This window comes from Sivoneniella epilithica UHCC 1019, assembly GCF_040830845.1.
Classification (GTDB): Bacteria; Cyanobacteriota; Cyanobacteriia; order Leptolyngbyales; family Leptolyngbyaceae; genus ULC077BIN1.
The window spans coordinates 35,304-57,317 of record NZ_JBFPDP010000006.1 but is presented as its reverse complement, the minus strand read 5'-3'; the positions used below and the strand labels follow the sequence as shown (position 1 = coordinate 57,317).

The window sequence follows — 22,014 nt, the reverse complement described above, 5'->3', positions numbered from 1 at the left end:
AAAGGTAGGAAGAACAGTCTCCCTACCTTTTGAAATTTAGCTATGTATTGAACAACTACTCAACCGCTTGCGGTAAAAGTTCGCGTTGTTCGCCCATGAGGACTCTCACTTGCCCTTCCTCATCTACATCCATAATCGCAGTGTGCCCATCTTTGATCCGACCCGACAAGATTTCTTCCGCAAGGGAATCTTCTAGCAGGCGCATAATGGCACGACGTAATGGACGGGCACCATAGGCGGGATTGTAGCCTTCCTTAACCAAACGATCCTTGAACTTCTCGGTGACTTCTAAGGTAATGCCTTGCTCTTGCAATCGGTTAAAGATGTCTTTGAGCATGATGTCGGCAATTTCCTTAATCTCCTCTTCCTTCAGTTGACGGAAGACGATGATTTCATCCAAACGGTTCAAGAACTCTGGACGGAAGTAGTTCTTCAGTTCTTCGTTGACCAAAGAACGGATGCGGTTGTATTGAGATTCAGCCGCGTTGCCTTCTGAAGCAAACTCAAAGCCTAAACCACCGCCGCCTTTCTCAATCACCTTAGACCCAATGTTAGAGGTCATGATCAGCAGGGTGTTTTTGAAATCTACTGTGCGTCCTTTAGCATCGGTCAAGCGACCATCTTCCAAGATTTGCAGCAGCATGTTGAAGACATCAGGGTGAGCCTTCTCAATTTCATCAAACAGGACTACCGTGTAAGGGCGGCGACGCACGGCTTCCGTTAGCTGACCGCCTTCGTTGTAGCCGACATAGCCTGGAGGCGACCCAATCAGTTTGGAAACGGTATGGCGCTCCATATATTCCGACATATCGAGTCGGATCATCGCTTCTTCGGCTCCAAAGAAGTAGGTTGCCAATGCCTTCGTCAACTCCGTCTTACCGACTCCAGTTGGACCAGAGAAGATAAAGCTGGCGATCGGTCGGTTAGGATTTTTCAAGCCAACACGGGCACGACGAATCGCACGAGATACCGCTTTGACTGCTTCTTCTTGACCAATTAAACGTTGGTGCAGCGTGTCTTCCATATGCAGCAGCTTCTCGGATTCGGATTCCGTAAGCTTGTTGACTGGAACGCCCGTCCAAGAAGCCACAATTTGAGCGATGTCTTCTTCATTGACGATTGGCATTTCGCCACCTTCGCCTGCTGATTCAGTCTTCTTGGTTTGAGCGATCGCCCGGATTTCAGCTTTGATTTCCATTTCGCGATCGCGCAGTTGACCTGCCTTATCAAAGTTCTGAGAACGAACCGCATCATCCTTGTCTTTAAGGACTTGACGCAATTCTTTATCCAACTCTTTGGCAGCAGGAGGCAACTGAGAGTTAAGGAGGCGAACACGCGAACCTGCTTCATCCACCAAATCGATGGCTTTATCGGGTAGGAAGCGATCCGAAATATAGCGATCGGATAGCTTAGCCGCTGCTTCTAACGCCAGATCGGAGATTTTGAGCTTGTGATGTTGCTCGTAGCGTTCCCGTAGACCCCGAAGAATCTCAATGGTTTCATCCACCGACGGTTCACCCACCATAACCGGCTGGAAGCGACGTTCTAAGGCTGCATCCCGCTCGATATGTTTGCGATATTCATCTAAAGTAGTGGCTCCAATACATTGCAGTTCACCCCGCGCCAAGGCTGGCTTGAGGATATTGGCTGCATCAATCGCGCCTTCCGCTGCTCCAGCACCAATCAGAGTATGAACTTCATCAATCACCAGAATGACGTTTCCGGCAGAGCGGATCTCATCCATGATTTTTTTCAGCCGTTCCTCAAATTCACCGCGATATTTGGTGCCTGCGACTAACAAGCCAATATCTAGGGTGACAACGCGCTTATCTTCAAGAATATCGGGGATGTCATCGTTGGCGATGCGTTGGGCTAATCCTTCCGCGATCGCAGTTTTACCCACACCGGGTTCACCGATCAACACCGGGTTATTTTTAGTCCGGCGACCCAAGATCTGGATCACCCGCTCAATTTCTTTTTGACGACCCACGACTGGATCGAGCTTCCCTTCAGCGGCAAGCTGAGTTAGGTTAGAGCCAAACTCATCCAGGGTTGGAGTTTTGGTGCGCCCCTGAGAACCGCCGGAAGTAACCTCCGCCGTCTCTCCTAACATCCGGATCACTTGAGTGCGTACCTTAGATAGGTCAACACCCAAATTTTCTAATACTCTGGCAGCAACGCCTTCTCCTTCGCGAATCAATCCTAAGAGAAGATGTTCTGTTCCAATATAGTTGTGTCCTAGTTGGCGAGCTTCCTCTAGCGATAGTTCCAAAACCCGTTTCGCTCTGGGAGTGAAAGGGATTTCTACAGCCACAAAACCAGAGCCTCGCCCAATAATCTTCTCGACTTCTATCCGAGCATCTTTAAGATTGACACCCATGGATTTCAGTACTTTGGCGGCAACGCCGGTCCCTTCTCCAATCAGACCCAGGAGGATCTGCTCTGTACCCACAAAATTATGCCCCAGGCGGCGCGCTTCCTCCTGGGCAAGCATAATCACTTTGATGGCTTTTTCTGTGAAGCGTTCAAACATGGTTTAATTCCTGTGTCGCCTGCTGCATTGCCGGGTAGAGTTGATTCTAACACAGGGAAATCGTCCGTCTGTTTATCTCAAACAGACGAAAACATGCGTGATTCCCGTACCTTCGGCAAAAACTGCGCTGCGGAACGAAAACAAAACTTGAAATATTGCCACAGTCGCAAATTGTTAACCGAAGAGATAGGAAAAGTCAAGTTTGGAATTGCGAATGACGAAATGCGGTCACTCGCCGCCACTCATCACTCGCCACTCAACTGCCACCCCGATCGCTGGAGGCGATCGCTGACAGTTTGCTGCCAAGTTGCCAACGTTCGTGGAAAATGGGGATGATGCAGCCCACCTCGCCATAGCACCAGTGCATCTTCACCCGTTTCTGCGTAGTAGCGCTTGCGTCGTCCTGCGGTTTGAAAGCCAAATTTTTCATAGAGTGCGATCGCGGCTTGATTTGACACTCGCACTTCTAGGGTTGCCCGTTCTAAGCCGCGATCGTGGGCAGCTTTCAGCAAACAGTAGAGCAATGCTTGCCCTAATCCCTGTCGTTGATAATCAAGATCAACCGCTAATAAGGTGATGTGGGCTTCTTCTAAAATCGTCCAAGAGCAGCCAATGGCGAAAAGGGCAAAAGAATGTCGAGTTTCGAGTTTCGAGTTTCGAGTTTCGGGTATTAAGTTCCGAATTCGGAATTTGCTTTGCTCTTCTGCTTCGCCCTTCTGCAACACGAGAAGGTCGCTGTTGGGGCTGTCAATTTCTCGTTGGTAGCCGTCTAGATTCCACAATCCGCCTAAACAGCGGCGATCGAGATCCAGCGCAGCGGTCAGATCCTGAGGGGTAAGCGCTCGAATTTGGAGACTACGCACAAAAGTTAAGCGATCGAGGATATGTGTCAGCAGACGATTGTAAACTGATATAGTGAACGATTCTTGCTTACTTGCTATTTAGGACTCTCGATCGCGCAATGGTATCGACTCTCCCCACTGAAACTCAATCTGGTCGTCGCTATTTGTCAGACCTTTCTAATGCGGCGCCTTCACCCAACCAGCAAGTGTTTCCGCTCACTGCTCAGGTGAATCAGGCGGATCACTTGGAGGTAGGCGGTTGCGATGTTGTTGATTTGTTGCAAAAATTCGATTCTCCCCTCTATATATTAGATGAGGACACGTTGCGGACTGCGTGTCGCCAGTATCGAGAGTCTTTTATAAAATATTATCCGGGTGAGTCTCAAGTCATTTATGCATCTAAAGCATGGAACTGTTTAGCGGTCTGCGCGATCGTGGCATCGGAAGGGTTAGGAATTGATATCGTCTCTGGGGGGGAGCTTTACACAGCACTGCAAGCAGGCGTTGATTCGACCCATCTGTATCTTCATGGCAACAATAAATCACGGGAAGAACTGGAGTTTGCCGCTGATTCTGGTTGCACCATTGTTGTGGATAACTGGCTGGAGCTAAAGACCCTAGCGGAAATTTCTAATGAGCAGCATTCAAGCCCCTCCACACTCCGCCCTCCACACTCTGCTTTGCCAATCCGCGTCATGATTCGGCTCACGCCAGGAATTGAGTGTCACACTCACGATTACATTCGGACGGGCAGTATTGATAGCAAATTTGGCTTTGATCCCGATCAACTGGATCAAGTTTTTCAATTTTTGAGCCAGCATTCAGAGTTATCTTGTGTTGGGCTACATGCCCACATTGGCTCACAGATTTTTGAACTAGAACCGCACCATGATTTGGCGGCAGTAATGGTGCAGTGGTTGCTCAAAGCAACTCATTATGGTTTACCGATCGCAATTTTGAATATTGGTGGCGGGTTAGGGATTTGCTACACCGAATCAGATGATCCCCCTAGCATTGAAGCCTGGGTAAAAACAGTATCAGAAGCGATCGCCCAAGCCTGTGATGCCCATCAGGTGCCTTATCCAAAACTCATTTCCGAACCAGGGCGATCGCTGATTGGCTCTGCCTGCGTCACGGCTTATACGCTAGGCGCGCAAAAAGTCATTCCGAACGTTCGGACTTACTGGTCAGTTGATGGCGGTATGTCGGATAATCCTCGTCCCATCACCTACCAATCGGTGTATCGGGCAGTGATTGCCAATCGCATGTCTACCCCGCTCACCGAAACGATTACGATCGCCGGAAAACATTGCGAATCGGGCGATGTGCTGATTAAAGATGCCAAATTAGCAGCAGCAGAACCGGGAGATGCTCTCGTCATTCCTGCAACAGGAGCTTACAATTACAGCATGTCATCCAACTACAATCGCATTCCTCGTCCAGCCGCAGTACTGGTCAACAGTGGCGAAGCAAACTTGATCCTACAGCGCGAAACCTATGACGACCTGATTCGTCAGGATCGGTTGCCGGAACGGTTACGACAAGGGAGCGATCGAGGCTTAGAGTGAATAGTCTCACTGTCTAGCACGGCATGACCTTAAACGGCGAAAGGTTCAACCAGATCAATGGGAGATTTGTGGAAGCAATGGCTGGCGAACCCTAGTTGGACAAAACCCTTATGCTTTTTAGCCTTCCAAAACCTGCTCACCAGATTTTTGCCTGAAAATATTGCTGAAGCGGTCTGGTCACTATTGGATGTTGGGTTGGTCGTCACCCTAACCTATATGATGCTAGTCATCATTGGGGAACGGCGGACTCTTTGGATGGTGCGGGGATTTATTGTTTTGATGCTGGCGGCTGCCACTAGCACACGCTTGGAGCTAAAGCTTCTTAGCTTTGTGTTAAATAATTTAGTGGTTGGTTCAGCCGTCGCAATGGCATTCATTCTGCAATCGGAATTTCGTCGTTTTTTAGAGCAGTTGGGTCGAGGTCAGCTTTTACAACTCATTCAGCCTTATCAGCGGAGCGCCCACAAGTCTACTGATACGGTAGACGAACTGGTTGATGCAGTAAAGGAACTCTCTCAAAATCGTACAGGCGCATTGATGATTATTGAAACCGCCAGCCCCATTGATGAACGCGATTTTTCGGTGCCAGGAGTGCGCCTCAATGCAGAAGTCTCAAAAGAGCTTTTACAAACAATTTTTCAGACCAGTACGCTATTACATGATGGAGCAGTGCTGATTCGCGATACCCGAGTTGTGGCAGCAGGCGTGATTTTACCGTTGTCTGAACGCGCCGCTTCCCGTCAGTTGGGCACTCGGCACCGGGCAGCTATGGGGATTACAGAACGGGTCGAAAATTGCATTTGTGTCGTTGTATCTGAAGAAACAGGCTCTATTTCCCTAGCGGAACGGGGAATGCTAAATCGTCCTTTGACGAGCAGTAAACTAAAGGAGCTTTTGGATGCGCGTTTATCTCAATCTGTCGATCGCGAAGCAGTTGCCCCTAATTTGGGAACCATGGGTCGCCAACTCGCTGCTAATTCATGGTCGCTAGTGAAACAAGTAATACCATGGCATAAACATAAAAAGTAGATAAAGACTGGATAGGCGATACACCCAAATCTTCCTAGCCTGAGCTTCACTGGACTTAGGGCACAATCGAATCTGGAGAAACCATGACTGCACACTCAGTTGCCTTACAAAAGTTGCCTGCTGATCTTCTACAAGAACGCCTACCCAAACATGTTGCTGTGATTATGGATGGCAATGGTCGTTGGGCAAAGCAGCGCGGAATGCCTAGGATTCGTGGGCACCAACGGGGAGCAGATGTTTTAAAGGAATTACTTCGCTGTTGTAAAGATTGGGGGATTCAAGCGCTGACGGTCTACTCCTTTTCAACCGAAAATTGGGGACGACCATTGGAAGAGGTTGAATTTTTGATGACGCTGTATGAACGGGTGCTGCGACGAGAATTGGAAGAACTCATCCGTGCAGATGTCAGAATTCGGTTTGCCGGGGATTTGAGTGCATTGCCTGAGGTGCTGCGTAATCGAATTGATCAAGCGGTGGTAGCGACTCAAAATAATCAGGGCATTCAGTTTACGGTTGCGAAAAATTATGGGGGACGGCAGGAGATTGTGCAGGCATGTCGGGCGATCGCTCAAAAAGTTCAGCAAGGGTTGATTGATCCAGAACACATTGATGAAGCACAGTTTGAGCGCCATCTTTATACCGCTGGGATTTGTGACCCAGATCTACTGATTCGCACGAGCGGCGAAATGCGCCTCAGCAACTTCCTACTTTGGCAAATGGCGTATAGCGAGATTTATGTGACAGATACGCTGTGGCCCGACTTCGATCGCGCTCAATTTCATTATGCTCTGCGCGACTATCAACAGCGCGAACGCCGCTTTGGAAAATTGTGAGCCATTTAAGAAATCAAGAATCAACCCATGATTGACGTTGTTAATGCAGAGCTTGATACGCCTGATCACGCGAATGCCGTAGTTCAATTGCTGAATGAGTATGCGCTTGATCCCATGGGAGGCGGTAAAGGTCTATCCGAGTATGTCAAAGCCAATCTTCCAAGTGAACTTGCCAATTAACCCCCTATTTGAACCCTGCCTTAACCATTAAGGATAAGCCGGAGAGAGGGCTGCATCGGTTTGGCTAGCACTGGCACCGGAATAAACCAAACCGCGCTGCATATCTAGCGTGATGATCTCGCCTTCCCGAATTGCGGAAGTAGCATCCTTCACGCCCACGATTACTGGAATTCCTAGCCTTAACCCAATGACAGCAGCATGGCTAGTTAAACTGCCATCTTCTGTAATGATTCCAGAGGCTTTTCGTACCGCTTCAATTAAATCGGCGCTAGTGCTAGACGCTACCAAAATTTCCCCTGAGTTAAAAGTGCTGGCTTCAAAACCATTGTGCAAAATTCTGGCTCTACCGCTAACCGAGCCACCTTGCCCAATGCCGATGCCTTTGCCGCGCACAGCGGTTACCACTTCCACCTTCACTAAATCTGTGGAGCCAGAAACACCCTGGAGTGTTCCCGCTGTCATCACCACCAAATCTCCTTCCTGTAGCAGTTGGTTTTCTTGGGCAACACTGACGGCTGCCTGAAAAGTTTGTCCGGTTGAAGGCAAATCCAAAACGAGCAGCGGTTTTACGCCCCAGACTAGTTGCAGTTGTCGCGCCACGTCTACATGGGGAGTAACTGCCAAAATTGGTTTTTGGGGACGAAACTTGGAAACATTGCGAGCCGTTGCGCCACTTTTGGTTAGAGTCATGATGGCAGCCGCATCCAGTTGTCCGGCAATCCGTGCGACTGCTTGACTGATCGCATTGGGAATCGATCGCCCGCTGTCGGTCATCTGCCGAATCGGTGGCTCTTGCTCCATCCGTAGGGCAATCTGCGCCATGGTTTTTACCGCTTCGATCGGGTATTTGCCCACCGCCGTTTCATTCGAGAGCATAATCGCATCGGTGCCATCTAAAATCGCATTTGCCACATCTGAAACTTCGGCACGAGTCGGACGGGGACTATGTACCATGCTGTCAAGCATTTGGGTGGCGGTAATCACTGGAATGCCGCGTCGATTTGCTGTGGCAATCAGGCGCTTTTGCAAAATGGGCACATCTTCAGCAGGCAGTTCCACACCCAGATCCCCCCGTGCCACCATCACGCCATCGCTAATGGAAAGGATAGATTCCATTTCCTCGATCGCTTCATGCTTCTCAATCTTGACGATCACAGGCACTTGCTTTCCGGCGGCAGAAATTAGCTCCTTAATTTCCAGTACATCTTGCGGATTGCGAACAAAGCTAAGCGCAACCCAATCTACGCCTTGGTCTAACCCGAAAGTCAGGTCTTTGCGGTCTTTGTCGGTGATTGCCTTGATGGATAAATATACGCCAGGAAAGTTTACGCCTTTGTTATTGGAAAGTACGCCACCGACTATGACCTGACAGTGCAGTTCACCTGCCGATCGCTTCACTTCTTCCACGCGCATTTCCACTCTGCCGTCATCTAGCAAAATCGTGGCACCTTCAGGCACTTCATCGGCGAGGGGTTCGTAGGTGACGCAATTCATGGTTTGGTTTCCCATCATTAAATTGCTGGTGAGAATGTAGCGATCGCCCGTTTTTAAGACAATGGAGCCATCCTCAAAGCGTCCCAGTCGGATTTTTGGACCCTGCAAATCTTGCAAGATTCCTACCGGTTGATTCAACTCAAAGGAGATTTGCCGAATCAACCGAACGCTACGCTGATGGTCGTCGTGGGTGCCATGAGAAAAATTGAGTCGGAGAGTGGTCGCCCCAGCCTCAATCAGCGATCGCAGCACTTCCGGGCTGCTTGTTGCGGGACCAATCGTTGCAACAATCTTCGTTCGGCGCTGGGATGCTTGCAATTGCATGGATGGCTGTGAGGGTAAGGATTACTGAAAACTCAAATACTTTGATTTTGGGACGCTTTATTAAAATGTCTCCCTTGAGGCATAGGAGCAATAGCGAAAAGGGTTGGGAAAGAGAGCATTTGAAGTCAGCAAGGGGATACTATCACGTTATTGGCATATTATTGGGGCAATTCAATCTGCCATTCTTGCAGCGCGATCGCGATCCCGTGGCGTAACTCTGGGGAAATCTCTTGGCTATTCTGTAATTCTTCAAGCTTCTGATGGGTTTGTTGGGGCTGAATCTGCTTCAGTGCCGCGATCGCGTGGAGCCTCACTGCCATATCCTGATTTGCCAAAAGCTGGATCAATGGCTCGATCGCGATAGGGTGCTGGAGTTGACCGAGTGCCAGCGCGATTGCTTGCTGAATGCGGGGATCATGAGCAAATTTTGTTAAAGATTGCCCTAGGGCTTGAGCGGCTGAGTTTTTCACAGTGGGATCAGTCCACCGTCCTAAGGCGATCGCGCTTTCTTGATAAACCTCAGCTACATGACGACTTGGATGGTCTAGCAGAGTTTCTAGGGCGTTGAATGCCGATGGTGTACCAATTCGTGCCAGAGATCGAACGCTGTCGATTTGCAGGGTTGCGGGGGTATTAGCGGCGACAATTGTGCGGCTGAGGGCATCGACTGCTGCATTGGTGCCGATTCGTCCAAGGGCGATCGCAGCTTGTTGGCAAACGCCGATATTTAGATCCCATAGGCGATCGACGAAGCGGCTTACCAAATCTAAACTCTCGGTCAGATCGGTGCGAACGGCTAATCCGGCGATCGCCGCGCGGCGAACAGACGCAGATGGATCGCTTAAAGCTTGGATTAAAATCGGTGGTACTTGGGGATCATGGAAACTACCCAGCGCCTCAATGGTCACTGCCCGAATAGTGGGATCATCATCTTGCGCTACGGTGAGCAAGGGCGAGATCGTGGCAGAATGGCGAATCTGCGTTAAGGCTTGAACAGCAAGTAAGCGGGTTTGAGATGCCCTCAATAGATCGCTTAAGGGGGCGATCGCATCAGTACTAAAGGTTGCCAAGACCTCAGATGCCATAGTGCTAAGGTCATCTTCGTCAGAATTTAATAGTTCCACTAATGCTTGAATTGCAGCAGGATGATGGGCTTTTCCTAAAAGGCGTACTGCAAACCAACGAGTGTCTAATTCTTCGTCATCATCTTTGACCAAGTTGATCAATGGCAAAATTGCCGCATCTCCAAAGCCGGAAAATACTTTAGCAATATCCCAGCGGTCTTGAAAGTCGCCGGATCTCAGCGCTGCGATCGCGAGACTAACCAACACAGCCGTTTCGTCGAGTGATAATTGTGCCCAGTCGCCTGCATGATACTGCTGCTGTAGCGCTTGAGTCACGGCAGCCCAGTCGCCTTGCTGGGCAATGTTTTGTAACTGACTGACCCAACTCGCCATAAATAGCGACCTTATCGCTTTCCTAAAAAGCTGAAGGCACGAAACTTGTGCGCCTGTATTTCGATGCGTTTTGCTAGGCGATCGCAGACTAAATGACAGAGTTCAAAAATCAGTTCATCTTCCACTTTGTAATATGCCAGCGTTCCTTCACTGCGTCGGCTTAATATGCCTGCTTGCACCATGACCTTCAAATGCTTAGAAACATTTGCTTGACTGGTATCCATTGCTTCAACCAAATCCTGCACACATTTTTCACCATCTCGAAGCAAGTTCAATATTCTGAGACGGGTGGGTTCACTTAAGACACTGAAGTAAGCAGCCAGTTGTTGAACAACTTCTGGCGGAACCGGCTGGGAAGAGTTCATGAGCAATTATGAAACGACTTGAGGAGCATTGATCCCCAGATTTTAACGAGTCACTCGGAACACCGCAAGGGAGGAAAATAACCTTAATTAAACTTTATGAGAACTTTACGGGTATCCATTTATCCCAAAGCTACTTATGGGTCATGGATTCACCCGCATTAGTGGCTGATTATATTCCACTGGCTCTCCATTTTGAACCAATATTTCAATAATCTCTCCCGTTACTTCTGCCTCAATTTCATTCATCAGTTTCATTGCCTCAATGATACACACGGTTTGCCCCGACCGAATGCGATCGCCCGTTTCCACAAAGGGCAGTTCATCCGGCGCAGGGGAGCGGTAGAACGTCCCGACCATGGGAGACAAAATTTCGAGATAGCGGCGATCGCTGTTGGGGGGCAGCGTCACAGTTGTTGAGGGGGATGGTGCAACATCTGAAGACTTAGCATCCCCTCCTGCCATTGCCGATGGTGAAGATGAGAACACTAGCTCAGGAGTGCCCATCCGGGTAGACCCTGCCAGCAGTTGTTCATCTCCGCGCAAGCCTCGGCGGATAACCAACTCAAAATCGGAGCTTTTTAGCGTTAACTCTGCAATATCCGTCTGGTTAATCGCGGCTAGCAGTTCACGGAGTTCATTCAAATTCAGCGACACAGTGCGTGCAAACCTCTTAGATAGGGGCTAGAAATGATCGGGACTCAAAATTTCAATTCACCTTACTCGCGTCCCAAATAGCTATCCGTGCGAGTATCAATTTTGATGCGTTCGCCCGTCGTAATAAACAAAGGCACCATGACTTGGGCACCCGTTTCCACTATGGCAGGCTTGTTTCCACCCGTGGCGGTATCTCCTTTGAAGCCTGGATCCGTTTGGGTAACTTCCAGCACTACAGAATTGGGCAGTTCCACTTCCATAATTTTCTCACCCCAGCGAACCACGTTCACTTCCATGCCTTCTTTAAGATACTTAACGCGATCGCCAATTTGGGCAACACTTAACTGAGTTTCCTCATAGCTTTCCATATCCATAAAGACAAAGCTATCGCCATCTTTATAGGTATATTGCATCGTTGCTTTATCCAAATTGGCTTGAGGCAGCGTTTCGCCCGCTCGAAACGTTTTTTCTACCACACTACCCGTCTGCACATTCTTTAGCTTGGTACGAACAAAAGCGGCTCCCTTTCCTGGCTTGACATGGAGAAACTCCACCACTCGCCAGACATTACCGTCCAGTTCAATACTCACGCCCGGTCGAAAATCATTACTGGAAATCATTGGTCTAGAGCTTTAGCAAATAATGATTGGCAATTCATTTTACCGCTCAGATGAGCGCAATCAATCAATCCCGCTAAACGAACCTCAGCAAAACTAATTTATCCCCGCGATCGCCAGAACGATCGCCAAACATCCATCAGCATTTTCAGCGTCGCCCTATGGCAAAATAATAGATTGAGACGGCTAGTCTAAGCGCTCAACCGTTGTGCCAATTTAGCGAGCAGTAGACATGCAATACCCTGGAATAAATCTCCTGAAGCACTGGTTAAAAATGGGGCTGAACCTGCTCCTGCTAGTGAGCTTTGCGATCGGGCTAAGCGCTGCCAAGCCGATTCAAATTAGTCGCTTACCTGCGGGTAATGCCATCACTGACGGCAATGCTTTGTTACGGTACGCCTTACCCATCGACAATACTGCAATCCGAGATCTGCAAGACAGTTTGGAAGATATTGCTGGAAAGCTGCGATCACAAAGTCGGTGGGGCGCGATTACAGGCGATATTAGCCGCGCTACGCGCATTGCCAGCGATAAACAGGCGGCAATTTTGGCAAGTATTCCCAGCGACCAACAGCCCACCGCGATCGCCTTGCTCGACCAGATCAAAACCGCTTTACCCGATCTGCAAGCCGCAAATGAAGCAAAAGATCGATCTCAGGTCATGACTGAACGAGCCAAAGTCCTAAATTTGGTCGGACAAATTGAAGAACTCATGGTGCAGCAGTTTCCTTATGAGGTTCCTGAAACCTATCGCAATCTGCCTCAGCTAAAAGGACGCGCAAAGGTGGAATTTACCACCAACAAAGGCAAAATTATTTCAGTGATTGATGGCTATAGCGCCCCTGTGACCGCTGGCAACTTTATCGATTTAGTCCAGCGGGGTTTTTATAACGGGCTGCCCTTTACCCGTGCAGAAGAATCCTATGTGCTGCAAGTGGGCGATCCCCCCGGAGCGGAAGTTGGTTTTGTTGATCCTAAAACTAAGCAATACCGAGCGATTCCCTTGGAAGTCAAAGTCAAAGCTGATCTGGTTCCCGTTTATGGCATCACCTTAGAAGATGCGGGACGGTTCCGCGAACAGCCTGTGTTACCGTTCTCTGCCTATGGCGCAATGGCGTTGGCGCGTCCGGATACCGATCCAAATGGCGGCTCCTCTCAGTTTTTCTTCTTTCTATTCGACTCTGAGCTAACTCCCGCCGGGGCAAATTTGCTGGATGGACGCTATGCCATTTTTGGCTTTGTGGTAGAAGGCAAAGAAGTACTGAAGGAACTTCGGGCAGGCGATAAGATTGAATCTGCCAAGGTGATTGAAGGCTTAGACAAGTTTCAGGAGCCTACTTAAAGTCCATAATCGACAATCAGCGTTTTAACGTTGTGGGTGGCGACAAAGTCTGCGACGGTTTCAATCCCGGTTTGGTTCAGCAGACCGAGACAGCCAATAGTTCCCGATCCCCCTGGAATCATGCGATCGGCATCGCGATGAATGCCAATGCCGCTGCGGGATGTGGCAAACTGCGGGGTTACTGGAATAAATGTCTTTCCCATGGCGAATGGCAGTCCTGCACGCCGATCCACCTGCCCGATCGCATAAATTCCTTGAGGTAATGGTTCCCGCGAACCCGCTTTCGATTCACGCCCGACTCGAAAAGCTTGCTTCCGAGGCTTGCCAGACACCGCTTGAAGGCGTTCTAGCACTTCGCCGCCGCGCACCAAATCCACATTGAGAATGCGTTCTCCAGTATCGGTAAATTTAGAACTGAGGGTGACCCGCAGCAAAGTTTCTTTAGGCTGCACCCAGCTTATTTTCGGGTTTGGACTGTCTGCATAGTTTGGACTGTCTGCATAGGCTGAAGATGCCAATGGCAAAACTCCACCAATGAAACCAACCGCGATCGCCCCTAGTAATCTCTTCATCTTCATCCCTTGAAAACTCCGACGGTGAATAAAAATCCGCAGCACAATCTTTTGCTTTTGGTCAACTCCAAGCCAGCAAAATAGAACGTTCTGGTATTGGTCTATGGGTGAAAAATCCATAAACCAGAAAGATAGAAGAACCCTGTTATTGAGAAAAAGCTGAATAGCAGCCGACTTGCTTTCGGTGTCGGTGCCGTGATATTCACTACAGTCTGCCTCTGCAACTTTCCGTAGACATGACTCTCAATCTGTGCTGTAAAACTATCGAACTGAACTGTGAGTTTTATGCGAGGGGGCAGGAGGCAAGGGGCAATTCATCATTCGTCATTCGTCACTCGCCATTCATCATTCGCTATTCGTAATTTCCCATTCCTTTCTCGCCTAAAATTGGTGGGAGAAGCGATTCAGGATAAGCCGACCGTGGGATTCAAAATTGGTTTGTTGGGGTTGGGAACCGTGGGCACTGGAACGGCACAAATTCTGCTAAATCCAGTGCAGCGTCACCCATTGGTGGCAGAGTTGGAACTGTATCGGGTGGGAGTGCGATCGCTCGATAAGCCCCGTGCCGTGGATTTACCCGCCGATAGATTCACTACCGACCTGGAAAGCATTGTCACCGATCCGGCGGTGGATATTGTAGTAGAAGTCATCGGCGGATTAGAGCCTGCGCGATCGCTGATGCTAACCGCGATCGCCCATGGAAAGCATGTCGTAACGGCAAACAAAGCCGCGATCGCCCGCTTTGGCGATGAAATTTTTACCGCAGCCACGGAAGCAGGAGTCTACGTCTTGCTGGAAGCAGCAGTGGGCGGCGGCATTCCGGTGATTGAGCCACTCAAGCAATCCCTCTGCGCCAACCGGATTCATACGGTGATGGGCATTGTCAACGGCACCACAAACTACATCCTGACGCGGATGCAAACCGAGGGCGGCGACTTTGCCGATATTTTGGCGGATGCCCAACAGTTAGGCTATGCCGAAGCTGACCCCACTGCCGATGTAGACGGACTCGATGCTGCCGACAAAATCGCGATTTTGGCATCCTTGGCGTTTGGTGGACGGATCAAATTGCCAGAGGTGCATTGTGAAGGCATTCGTCAGGTAAGCGCGGCGGATATTGCCTATGCTGACAAGCTCGGTTTTGTGATCAAACTACTGGCAGTCGCGAAACGCACTCCTCAAATAGCCCCAGACGACCCGGAACACCTTCAAGTGCGAGTGCATCCAACCCTCATTCCCAAAATTCACCCACTTGCCAGCGTTAATGATGTCAACAACGCAATTTTGATTGAAGGTGATCCAGTTGGACAGGTGATGTTTTTTGGTCCTGGTGCAGGTGCGGGACCCACTGCCAGCGCGGTCGTGTCGGATATTTTGAATATTGCTGCAATTTTGACGGTGGGACGTGGCAGCCAAACCTCGCTAGAGGGTAAAGCATTACTTGATCCGCTGCTGGCGTGTTCGCATCAACATTATTGCGCGATCGCCCCCATGGATGAGCTAATCACCCGCTTCTACGCTCGATTTTCCACTAACGATACTCCCGGCGTGATTGGCAAGCTAGGCACCTGCTTTGGCGATCACAACGTCAGCCTGGAATCAGTGGTGCAAACCGATATCCACGGCGAATCTGCTGAAATTGTCGTTGTTACCCACAACGTGCGCGAAGGCAACTTCCATCAAGCATTGGCTGAAATTCGCGCCATGCCATCTGTCAACCGCGTGGCTAGTGTGTTGAGGGTGTTGTAATAGGGGGAAGATGGAGGCAATGAGAACGTTTTGAGTTTTGAGTTTTGAGTTTTGAGGTTTCCCCTGACACCTGAAACCCGAAGCCCCCTAGTAGCGAGGATAGCCAGAGGGTTGATAGCTGGAGTAATTGGGTTCCAAGGCAAGGCGCGAATTGAGAGTTAGCGTTAGATCCGTGTTGGGCTTTAGGGCGATCGCATCACTGGTTGGTTTTTGACCTAAAAGCAAGCCGCCTGCGGCACCTAACCCCGCACCCAGCAATACTTTACCAACTGTAACTCTGCGTCTACCCGCGATCGCTGAAACCGCTGTAGCCCCTGCGCCCCCAATCCCAGCCCCCTTCAAAATTGCATTGCCATTAATGCCGTTTCCTTCCACGTCTTTAGTCGTCACGATCTCAGAATTGGCATTGATCGCAACCCGGCTACCATTTTGCAAAATCAGGGTATCTGCAACGAACTGCGCTCCGCCATTCACGGGCACAAGCTGACCTCTAACCTCGCTGCCTGCGGGAATCAACAACTCACCGTTGGCAGCACGGATATTTTTAGCCACCGACAGGATTAACGGCTTAGATTCAGTGGGAACCACAACAAATTTATCGGTGCCCAGATAGCGCACGGGAATTCTCGCCCCAGCCGGAATGACAACGCCAGGAGGCTGAGCGGAGGGGAAAAGCTGAGCAACGGTATAAGGGGCTGGAGTGGCAACCGCTGCTGGGGACACGGTGAATGGCGCGATCGCCCCTGCTGTAATTCCGGCGATAACCACCCACGCTGAACCGACCTGCCATCGATTGAGTACTTGCATGATGCCCTCCTACAAAAGTGCTGCTAGACAATGGGTAGACGATACAGGTATAGCAATAGTTCCGTCTTTTTTGAGCGATCGCGGTTTGGAGGTAGCGCGATCGACATCTTGCTAGAAGATTAAGTGATGGGCGATCACATCAATAGCACCAGCTTTCGGTTTTCCGCCACTTGGTTAATTGTTGTCGATCTCGCTCCTAAACAACCCAACTCTCTGGATATAGCGAGTCCCTAGAGTTGTGCAGCTTTTTGACAAAACACCTATCACACTTTCAAAGAGTTGGCTTCATTCACAGCCGACCTCCAGGTTTTAGCTGTAATTCCAAGCTGCGATCGCACAGTAGCAAGAGTTTTATAAGCTTTCTTCAGGCTCTTTTCTGTCCATTCAGAATCCACCAAGTCAATAGTTTCGGGTGGCTTTTGTAGTTTAGAAGGGTTCGTCACTGGAACTGAAATCAGATGCTCAATCAAGTAGTCCAGACGGTGTTCAATTTTGCCCAGCCTTTCCCAAATTGCCGTAAGCGAGATTTCCTGCGGTTGCTCATCGGATGGCATAGAAAGGAACTTTCTCGGTTCTTCTACTCCAGTACTGCCTGGTTCTAAAGCTTCCTGAATTGCCTCAATTGACGTATTGAATAGCTCCTCCTGCGTTTTTGCAGCTTGCAAGATGCCTACTCCGGCATTAAACAAATGATCTTCCATTGCCGATAGATGATCTTCCATTGCTTTGAAGTCTTCATCGGTCAGATCTTGTTCTAAATCCTCGTCCCTAGTTTTATTTGCTTTTCGTTGCATAAGATTATCCTGGATGATTCTCCTCAAGTTGATCAAGCAACAACTTCAATTCTGATGTCAGTTGCGATCGCTCAACAAAACTCATCTTTTGATAAGCCATTACAATTTTTGCTGTGTATTGTGTTAGTAAATCTTGTGTTACTAAGTCTTGAGCATGACTTATCTTTAGCTGCTCATGCTCCACTTTCAACTTTTTATAACCCGTCTTGAGACGTTCAATATCGGTCTGCAACTTCTCTATTCGAGCGTTTCTTTTTTGTTGGTCTAACTTGAGATTCTGATAGGCAGCCTTGAGTTTTTGGTAGGCTGCTTTAATTTTTTGATATCCTTCTCGGAACGCTTCACGCTGCTGGTTGGCGGCAACAACCTGCTCAATCGCAAGTTTCAAGTTGTTTCGTAGGGATTCGTTTTGAGTCCTTAGAGCCTCTAGCTTTTCGCGTAGGCGATTATTATTGGCAATCAAGCCACCCAGTCTACCGATCGCAGAGTTGCGAGATGAAATTGCTTTATCCCGATCCGCGATCGCTTGAGTTTGCTCATCCTGGGAAATTCCCAAATCCTGCATGGCTTGTTCAAGCCGCTCTTGAAAGCTGTGTTTTTCAGTTTTCTCTTGCTCAAGCTTTTCAGCTAGTTCTTCGTTCTCATCTTGTAGTTTGTCTTGTTTTGCCTGTACTTGTTTTAGCTTTTCAGATAGGTCTTTTTTCTCTTGCTCAAGCTTTTCAAATAGTCCTTCTTTGCCACCCTTTAGGCTGTCTTGTTTTGCCTGTACTTGTTTTAGCTTTTCAGATAGGTCTTTTTTCTCTTGCTCAAGCTTGTCAGCTAATTCCTCTTTCTCGTCTTTTTCTGTTTGTAAACGTTGAATATCTTTTTCGGCATTCTCCAACTTTTGCTGAACTTTTCCCAGATTGTAGGCAGATTCTGCGTGGGGTAGGACAACGTTTTGACGGCGATTCAGATCTTTCATAGGAAATGACAACTTTTCTACATCAAGGATGCCCACTTAAAGTGAAGGGTGCCCACTTAAAAAATTTTGTTGATTAGAAAGTTTTTCCAATTTACTTTGCGATCGCCTAACCCTCGTAGCTTTTGGTCTAGTTTGGGAAATATTGTCCTAATTAAGCATTCGTGTTGTGCTATAGTGAAAAACGTTGCCAAAAGCAATACGGGACGCTAGCTCAGTGGTAGAGCATTCGGCTTTTAACCGACTGGTCCTGGGTTCGAATCCCAGGCGTCCCATCCTCAAATCAAATCTCTAACCTTCTGCTAGATTCCATTGGTCTAGCAAAAAAGCATATTCAAACGCGCCTTCCTTCAGACTTTCATAGCGTCCGGATGCGCCACCGTGTCCCGCTCCCATATTGGTTTTCAGCAGTAGAGTGTTAGTGTCAGTTTTGAGGGCGCGTAGTTTCGCTGTCCATTTGGCAGGCTCCCAATAGGACACACGAGAATCATTGAGTCCACCCGTGATCAGCAGATTGGGGTAGGCTTTTGCTTGCACGTTGTCATAGGGTGAATAGGCTTTCATGTAGTCGTAGTAAAGCTTGTCGTTAGGATCGCCCCATTCTTCCCGCTCCAAAATCGACAGCGGCAGAGAGTCATCCAAAATGGTGGTGACGACATCCACAAAGGGCACATCAGCGACTACGGCATGAAACAAGTCGGGATGCAGATTGATCACGGCTCCCATTAATAAGCCACCCGCGCTGCCGCCCGAAATCGCCAGGTGATCGGCAGAAGTCCAGCCTTGTTCGATCAGATGTTCGGCGCAGGCGATAAAGTCGGTGAAGGTGTTGGTTTTCTTGAGGAACTTGCCATCTTCATACCAGCGTCGTCCAATTTCTGAGCCGCCGCGAATGTGGGCGATCGCCACCACTGCCCCGCGATCCAACAGCGATAGGCGACTAGATGAAAACCCTGGATCATAGCTGTAGCCATAGGAACCGTAGCCCGTTAACAATAGGGGATTGGTGCCCTTGCGCTCGATCCCTTTTTTGTAAACAATCGAAATCGGCACCTTAGTCCCGTCTGTTGCCGTTGCCATCAGGCGATCGCTGGCATAGTTTTGCCGCTCATATCCACCTAACACAGGCGTTTCCTTTTTTAGCTCCTGTTCGCGGGTATCAAGATGATAATCAAACACCGATCGCGGAGTCACCAGAGAGGTATAGCTGTACCGCAAAATCGCAGTATTGAACTCAGGATTGGCATCTTCGCCGACGCTGTAAGTGGCATCCGGAAAAGCGATCTCGTGTTCTTCACCCGTTGCAATCTGACGAATTCGCACAGTAGGCAATCCGGCTTCCCGCTCGTAGATTACGAGATGGTTGGTAAAAGCGCTCACGCCTTCTAGCAGCACATCCTCGCGATGGGGAATCACTGGCTCCCAGTGCTGTTTGGCGGGAGAGGTCACGGTCGTTTTCATCAGCTTGAAGTTGAGCGCGTCTTCGTTGGTCGTGATATAAAAAACGCTGCTGTGATGCTCCACGGTATATTCAATCCCTGGAGATCGCGGCTGAATCACCTGAAAGTCTCCCGTTGGCTGATTGGCATCGAGAAAATGCACCTCAGAAGTTACCTTACTGCCCAGTTCAAGCAAAATATAGGCTTCACTGCGGGTTTTGCCGATACCCAAAAAGTAAGAATCATCTGGCTCGTGGTAAACCAATACATCGTCTGAGATCGCGCTGCCTAGCGAATGGCGAAACAGCTTAAACGGACGATTGGCAGCATCCAGTTGAGTATAAAACACGGTTTGGTTGTCGTTGCCCCACACTACCCCGTAATAGGTTTCGGGAATCGTTTCTGGATAAAGCTGGCGAGTCGTTAAATCCAAAAAGCAAAGGGTATAGCGCTCAGAGCCAGTCGTATCCGTGGAATATGCCAAAATTTGATGATTCGGGCTGACCGCGAGTGCGCCCAATGTGAAAAACTCATGGTCTGCGGCTAGCTCGTTTTGATCCAGCAACACTTCTTCAGATGCATCTAGACTGCCTTGCTTCCGGCAATAGATGGGATAGGCTTTTCCCGCTTCGGTGCGCGAGTAATAGTAAAAGTCGCCCTTGCGATAAGGCACTGATAAATCGGTTTCCTGAATCCGAGCCAGCATTTCATCATACAAAGCCGTTTGCAGTGCTTCCGTATGCTGCATCATCGCAGTTGTATAGGCATTTTCGGCTTCCAAATAAGCAATCACCTGGGGATCATCGCGATCGCTCAGCCAGTAGTAATCATCCACTCGGCGATCGCCATGAATCGACAAAACATGGGGGCGCTTTTCGGCGCTCGGCGCGTCCAAAGGTGGGTTGCTAGAATAATTCATCTTTAGGGGGTCTAATTAAGGGTGTAAACTTGCACTGTATCTAGTTTCGTAGAGATACCCCATCCGCCTGTATGTAGATGCTGTGTGGATGGATAGCGGAGGGCAATACCCCTATGCAATCATGCCATAGAAACATTCTCAGCCTGGGTAATACCATTTTGAGTTTTGAGTTTTGAGTTTTGAGTTTTGAGTTTTGAGTTTTGAATTGGGCGTTGCTGAATCTAGATATGAAATTCGTAGGGGCAATCCCTTGTGGTTGCCCTTATCCCAGCAAGGGTAGGCACAAGGCGCTACCCCTACAAATGAAAATCATGTCTGCATTCAGCAATGCCTTGAATTGTAGAAGCTTTACTCAGTTACGGTCTCAACTCAAATCTGTCGCATTCTCCATTTGAATTGGTGTAACAGCCAGAGGAATTGTGCATTGAATCCGGGCTTGATTTAGGGATAGTGAGTCTGGCAAAGAAAGAATCTCCAAGTTCCCACCCATGGAAATCAATAGTTTTTCAGCTAACAATCGGATAAAGCTCAGCGAAGGAAAGGACGTGGTTGCCTGCTGCACGATCGCTGCTTTCTCCAAGGTATTTTCCAAAACTGACTCCAACGGCACGATCGCAGGGGGCAAAAATTCTAGCGGTTGATTCCACACAGTCGCAGGGATTGGCTGATCAATCCAAAGCTGAATCGAGTCCGAAGCCACTGTGCCCAGCAGCACGGTAATGCTGCCATCCTCCAAATTTGCGATCGCCCCATCCACTAAATGGATCAGTGCTTGCTGTAATCGACGCGGATCAGCCATCCCATAAAGCACTTCATTTACCGATGGAATATGCAACTGTAAGTTACGATTTTGGGCTTGTAAATGGGTTGCAGTGTAGAGATTCAGCAACAGCATATTGAGTTGCACTGATTGCAGCGCTAGTTCACTAGTGCCATGTTCCACTTTGGCAACATCAATCACATCATCTAGCACCTTCACCATGCGTAATGCTGATTCATTCGCCTGTTTAACAAAATCTCGTTCTTCCTCTGGAGTGTCACACAAATCTGCCAAAATTAACTGCTGCATTCCAATTAGCCCACTCATGGGCGATCGCAGTTCATGGGAAGTTCGCGCCAAAAAACCTCCCTTTAAACGGCTCATCTCCGCTGCCATTTCATATGCCAATTGAAGCGATTGCTGCGACTGAGTTTCTGCGTGAGTAGAGAAGGCAGTTTGATCATTCAGGTCGGAGGCTGCTATTGAGTGAGGCGACGAGGATATAGCCGGACGGCGAATTTGCCAGCCTACTATCACTCCAATCACCAGCCCAATCAGTAGCCATCCTAAATTCATCGACATTTTCTCACTTGCGAAACTCCAGTTTAAACCTTGATCGCAGAGAAAATAAATCCAGCAAATATTAAAAATTTGCCCGCACCTATCGCAGCAATCGCCCTGGAATGAAATCCGGGCTAATATCTCAAGTCCATTAAAATGGACTCAACTCTTTACCCAGTCTTCTTTAGAAGACTTTTGCTATGAGCCAGGAAAT

At 48.9% G+C, this 22,014-nt stretch carries 19 protein-coding genes and 1 tRNA gene; 7 read left to right on the top strand and 13 right to left on the bottom strand.

What is annotated here, in order from left to right:
• Nucleotides 1-55: 55 nt before the first annotated feature.
• Both AB3R30_RS05770 and rimI read right to left on the bottom strand, forming a co-directional pair.
• A complete protein-coding gene (locus tag AB3R30_RS05770; RefSeq protein WP_458648199.1) occupies nucleotides 56-2,533 on the bottom strand; it encodes an ATP-dependent Clp protease ATP-binding subunit in 2,478 nt (825 codons plus the stop codon).
• 245 nt (nucleotides 2,534-2,778) lie between these two features.
• Nucleotides 2,779-3,396, bottom strand: coding sequence for a ribosomal protein S18-alanine N-acetyltransferase (rimI, locus tag AB3R30_RS05765; RefSeq protein ID WP_458648198.1), 618 nt, complete (start codon nucleotides 3,394-3,396; stop codon nucleotides 2,779-2,781).
• A gap of 98 nt (nucleotides 3,397-3,494) precedes the next feature.
• Between rimI and lysA the strand changes: the two genes are divergently transcribed.
• The 4 genes from lysA (at nucleotide 3,495) to AB3R30_RS05745 (ending at nucleotide 6,985) form a co-directional block, all read left to right on the top strand.
• The gene (gene lysA, locus AB3R30_RS05760; RefSeq protein WP_458648197.1) at nucleotides 3,495-4,943 is read left to right on the top strand and encodes a diaminopimelate decarboxylase; all 1,449 of its coding nucleotides are present in this window, start codon (nucleotides 3,495-3,497) and stop codon (nucleotides 4,941-4,943) included.
• Between the two features lie 57 nt (nucleotides 4,944-5,000).
• Complete coding sequence (cdaA, locus tag AB3R30_RS05755) at nucleotides 5,001-5,972, top strand: diadenylate cyclase CdaA (RefSeq protein WP_458648196.1); 972 nt, start codon at nucleotides 5,001-5,003, stop codon at nucleotides 5,970-5,972.
• A gap of 83 nt (nucleotides 5,973-6,055) precedes the next feature.
• Entirely contained in the window at nucleotides 6,056-6,805 is a 750-nt protein-coding gene (locus tag AB3R30_RS05750) for an isoprenyl transferase (protein ID WP_458648195.1), read from the top strand.
• A gap of 27 nt (nucleotides 6,806-6,832) precedes the next feature.
• Nucleotides 6,833-6,985, top strand: coding sequence for a hypothetical protein (locus AB3R30_RS05745; RefSeq protein ID WP_458648194.1), 153 nt, complete (start codon nucleotides 6,833-6,835; stop codon nucleotides 6,983-6,985).
• Nucleotides 6,986-7,012: 27 nt separating this feature from the next.
• Here AB3R30_RS05745 and pyk read toward each other — a convergent pair whose 3' ends face one another.
• From pyk to efp, 5 genes are all read right to left on the bottom strand, one after another.
• Nucleotides 7,013-8,803, bottom strand: a complete 1,791-nt coding sequence (gene pyk / locus AB3R30_RS05740; RefSeq protein WP_458648193.1) for a pyruvate kinase — start codon at nucleotides 8,801-8,803, stop codon at nucleotides 7,013-7,015.
• A 158-nt stretch (nucleotides 8,804-8,961) separates the two neighbouring features.
• On the bottom strand, nucleotides 8,962-10,260 hold the full coding sequence (locus tag AB3R30_RS05735; RefSeq protein WP_458648192.1) for a HEAT repeat domain-containing protein: 1,299 nt from the start codon (nucleotides 10,258-10,260) through the stop codon (nucleotides 8,962-8,964).
• Between the two features lie 11 nt (nucleotides 10,261-10,271).
• On the bottom strand, nucleotides 10,272-10,625 hold the full coding sequence (locus AB3R30_RS05730; RefSeq protein WP_458648191.1) for an ArsR/SmtB family transcription factor: 354 nt from the start codon (nucleotides 10,623-10,625) through the stop codon (nucleotides 10,272-10,274).
• A 141-nt stretch (nucleotides 10,626-10,766) separates the two neighbouring features.
• Nucleotides 10,767-11,279: an acetyl-CoA carboxylase biotin carboxyl carrier protein gene (accB, locus tag AB3R30_RS05725; protein WP_458648190.1), complete on the bottom strand. Its 513-nt coding sequence runs from the start codon at nucleotides 11,277-11,279 to the stop codon at nucleotides 10,767-10,769.
• Between the two features lie 62 nt (nucleotides 11,280-11,341).
• Nucleotides 11,342-11,899 carry an elongation factor P gene (efp, locus tag AB3R30_RS05720; RefSeq protein WP_458648189.1) on the bottom strand — a complete coding sequence of 186 codons (558 nt, stop codon included), beginning with the start codon at nucleotides 11,897-11,899 and terminating at the stop codon, nucleotides 11,342-11,344.
• 229 nt (nucleotides 11,900-12,128) lie between these two features.
• On the opposite strand from efp, the gene AB3R30_RS05715 reads away from it, so the two are divergent.
• Nucleotides 12,129-13,238, top strand: coding sequence for a peptidylprolyl isomerase (locus AB3R30_RS05715; protein WP_458648188.1), 1,110 nt, complete (start codon nucleotides 12,129-12,131; stop codon nucleotides 13,236-13,238).
• Here the strand turns inward: AB3R30_RS05715 and AB3R30_RS05710 are convergent.
• Entirely contained in the window at nucleotides 13,235-13,930 is a 696-nt protein-coding gene (locus tag AB3R30_RS05710; RefSeq protein ID WP_458648187.1) for a hypothetical protein, read from the bottom strand. The two genes, AB3R30_RS05715 and AB3R30_RS05710, sit on opposite strands and share 4 nt — an antisense overlap.
• Nucleotides 13,931-14,200: 270 nt before the next feature.
• Here AB3R30_RS05710 and AB3R30_RS05705 point away from each other — a divergent pair, with 270 nt between their 5' ends.
• Entirely contained in the window at nucleotides 14,201-15,559 is a 1,359-nt protein-coding gene (locus tag AB3R30_RS05705) for a homoserine dehydrogenase (protein WP_458648186.1), read from the top strand.
• 87 nt (nucleotides 15,560-15,646) lie between these two features.
• Here the strand turns inward: AB3R30_RS05705 and AB3R30_RS05700 are convergent, their stop codons facing one another.
• The 3 genes from AB3R30_RS05700 to AB3R30_RS05690 form a co-directional block, all read right to left on the bottom strand.
• Nucleotides 15,647-16,366, bottom strand: a complete 720-nt coding sequence (locus AB3R30_RS05700) for a hypothetical protein (RefSeq protein WP_458648185.1) — start codon at nucleotides 16,364-16,366, stop codon at nucleotides 15,647-15,649.
• A gap of 263 nt (nucleotides 16,367-16,629) precedes the next feature.
• Nucleotides 16,630-17,160, bottom strand: a complete 531-nt coding sequence (locus AB3R30_RS05695) for a hypothetical protein (RefSeq protein WP_458648184.1) — start codon at nucleotides 17,158-17,160, stop codon at nucleotides 16,630-16,632.
• Between the two features lie 4 nt (nucleotides 17,161-17,164).
• Nucleotides 17,165-18,124: a hypothetical protein gene (locus AB3R30_RS05690; RefSeq protein WP_458648183.1), complete on the bottom strand. Its 960-nt coding sequence runs from the start codon at nucleotides 18,122-18,124 to the stop codon at nucleotides 17,165-17,167.
• A gap of 200 nt (nucleotides 18,125-18,324) precedes the next feature.
• Between AB3R30_RS05690 and AB3R30_RS05685 the strand changes: the two genes are divergently transcribed.
• Nucleotides 18,325-18,396: transfer RNA gene (locus AB3R30_RS05685), tRNA-Lys, on the top strand.
• A 16-nt stretch (nucleotides 18,397-18,412) separates the two neighbouring features.
• Here AB3R30_RS05685 and AB3R30_RS05680 read toward each other — a convergent pair.
• Together AB3R30_RS05680 and AB3R30_RS05675 are read right to left on the bottom strand one after the other, a co-directional pair.
• Nucleotides 18,413-20,479 (bottom strand): S9 family peptidase, encoded by a 2,067-nt coding sequence (locus AB3R30_RS05680; RefSeq protein ID WP_458648182.1) that lies wholly within the window; start codon nucleotides 20,477-20,479, stop codon nucleotides 18,413-18,415.
• 364 nt (nucleotides 20,480-20,843) lie between these two features.
• The gene (locus tag AB3R30_RS05675; protein ID WP_458648181.1) at nucleotides 20,844-21,821 is read right to left on the bottom strand and encodes a sensor histidine kinase; all 978 of its coding nucleotides are present in this window, start codon (nucleotides 21,819-21,821) and stop codon (nucleotides 20,844-20,846) included.
• Between the last annotated feature and the right edge of the window lie 193 nt (nucleotides 21,822-22,014).

Coding starts and splice junctions, on each gene's coding strand:
- AB3R30_RS05770 (WP_458648199.1), bottom strand. CDS start 2,533: ATGTTTGAACGCTTCACAGAAAAAGCCATCAAAGTGATTATGCTTGCC.
- lysA (WP_458648197.1), top strand. CDS start 3,495: ATGGTATCGACTCTCCCCACTGAAACTCAATCTGGTCGTCGCTATTTG.
- cdaA (WP_458648196.1), top strand. CDS start 5,001: ATGGGAGATTTGTGGAAGCAATGGCTGGCGAACCCTAGTTGGACAAAA.
- AB3R30_RS05750 (WP_458648195.1), top strand. CDS start 6,056: ATGACTGCACACTCAGTTGCCTTACAAAAGTTGCCTGCTGATCTTCTA.
- AB3R30_RS05745 (WP_458648194.1), top strand. CDS start 6,833: ATGATTGACGTTGTTAATGCAGAGCTTGATACGCCTGATCACGCGAAT.
- pyk (WP_458648193.1), bottom strand. CDS start 8,803: ATGCAATTGCAAGCATCCCAGCGCCGAACGAAGATTGTTGCAACGATT.
- AB3R30_RS05735 (WP_458648192.1), bottom strand. CDS start 10,260: ATGGCGAGTTGGGTCAGTCAGTTACAAAACATTGCCCAGCAAGGCGAC.
- AB3R30_RS05730 (WP_458648191.1), bottom strand. CDS start 10,625: ATGAACTCTTCCCAGCCGGTTCCGCCAGAAGTTGTTCAACAACTGGCT.
- efp (WP_458648189.1), bottom strand. CDS start 11,899: ATGATTTCCAGTAATGATTTTCGACCGGGCGTGAGTATTGAACTGGAC.
- AB3R30_RS05715 (WP_458648188.1), top strand. CDS start 12,129: ATGCAATACCCTGGAATAAATCTCCTGAAGCACTGGTTAAAAATGGGG.
- AB3R30_RS05710 (WP_458648187.1), bottom strand. CDS start 13,930: ATGGATTTTTCACCCATAGACCAATACCAGAACGTTCTATTTTGCTGG.
- AB3R30_RS05700 (WP_458648185.1), bottom strand. CDS start 16,366: ATGCAAGTACTCAATCGATGGCAGGTCGGTTCAGCGTGGGTGGTTATC.
- AB3R30_RS05695 (WP_458648184.1), bottom strand. CDS start 17,160: ATGCAACGAAAAGCAAATAAAACTAGGGACGAGGATTTAGAACAAGAT.
- AB3R30_RS05690 (WP_458648183.1), bottom strand. CDS start 18,124: ATGAAAGATCTGAATCGCCGTCAAAACGTTGTCCTACCCCACGCAGAA.
- AB3R30_RS05680 (WP_458648182.1), bottom strand. CDS start 20,479: ATGAATTATTCTAGCAACCCACCTTTGGACGCGCCGAGCGCCGAAAAG.
- AB3R30_RS05675 (WP_458648181.1), bottom strand. CDS start 21,821: ATGTCGATGAATTTAGGATGGCTACTGATTGGGCTGGTGATTGGAGTG.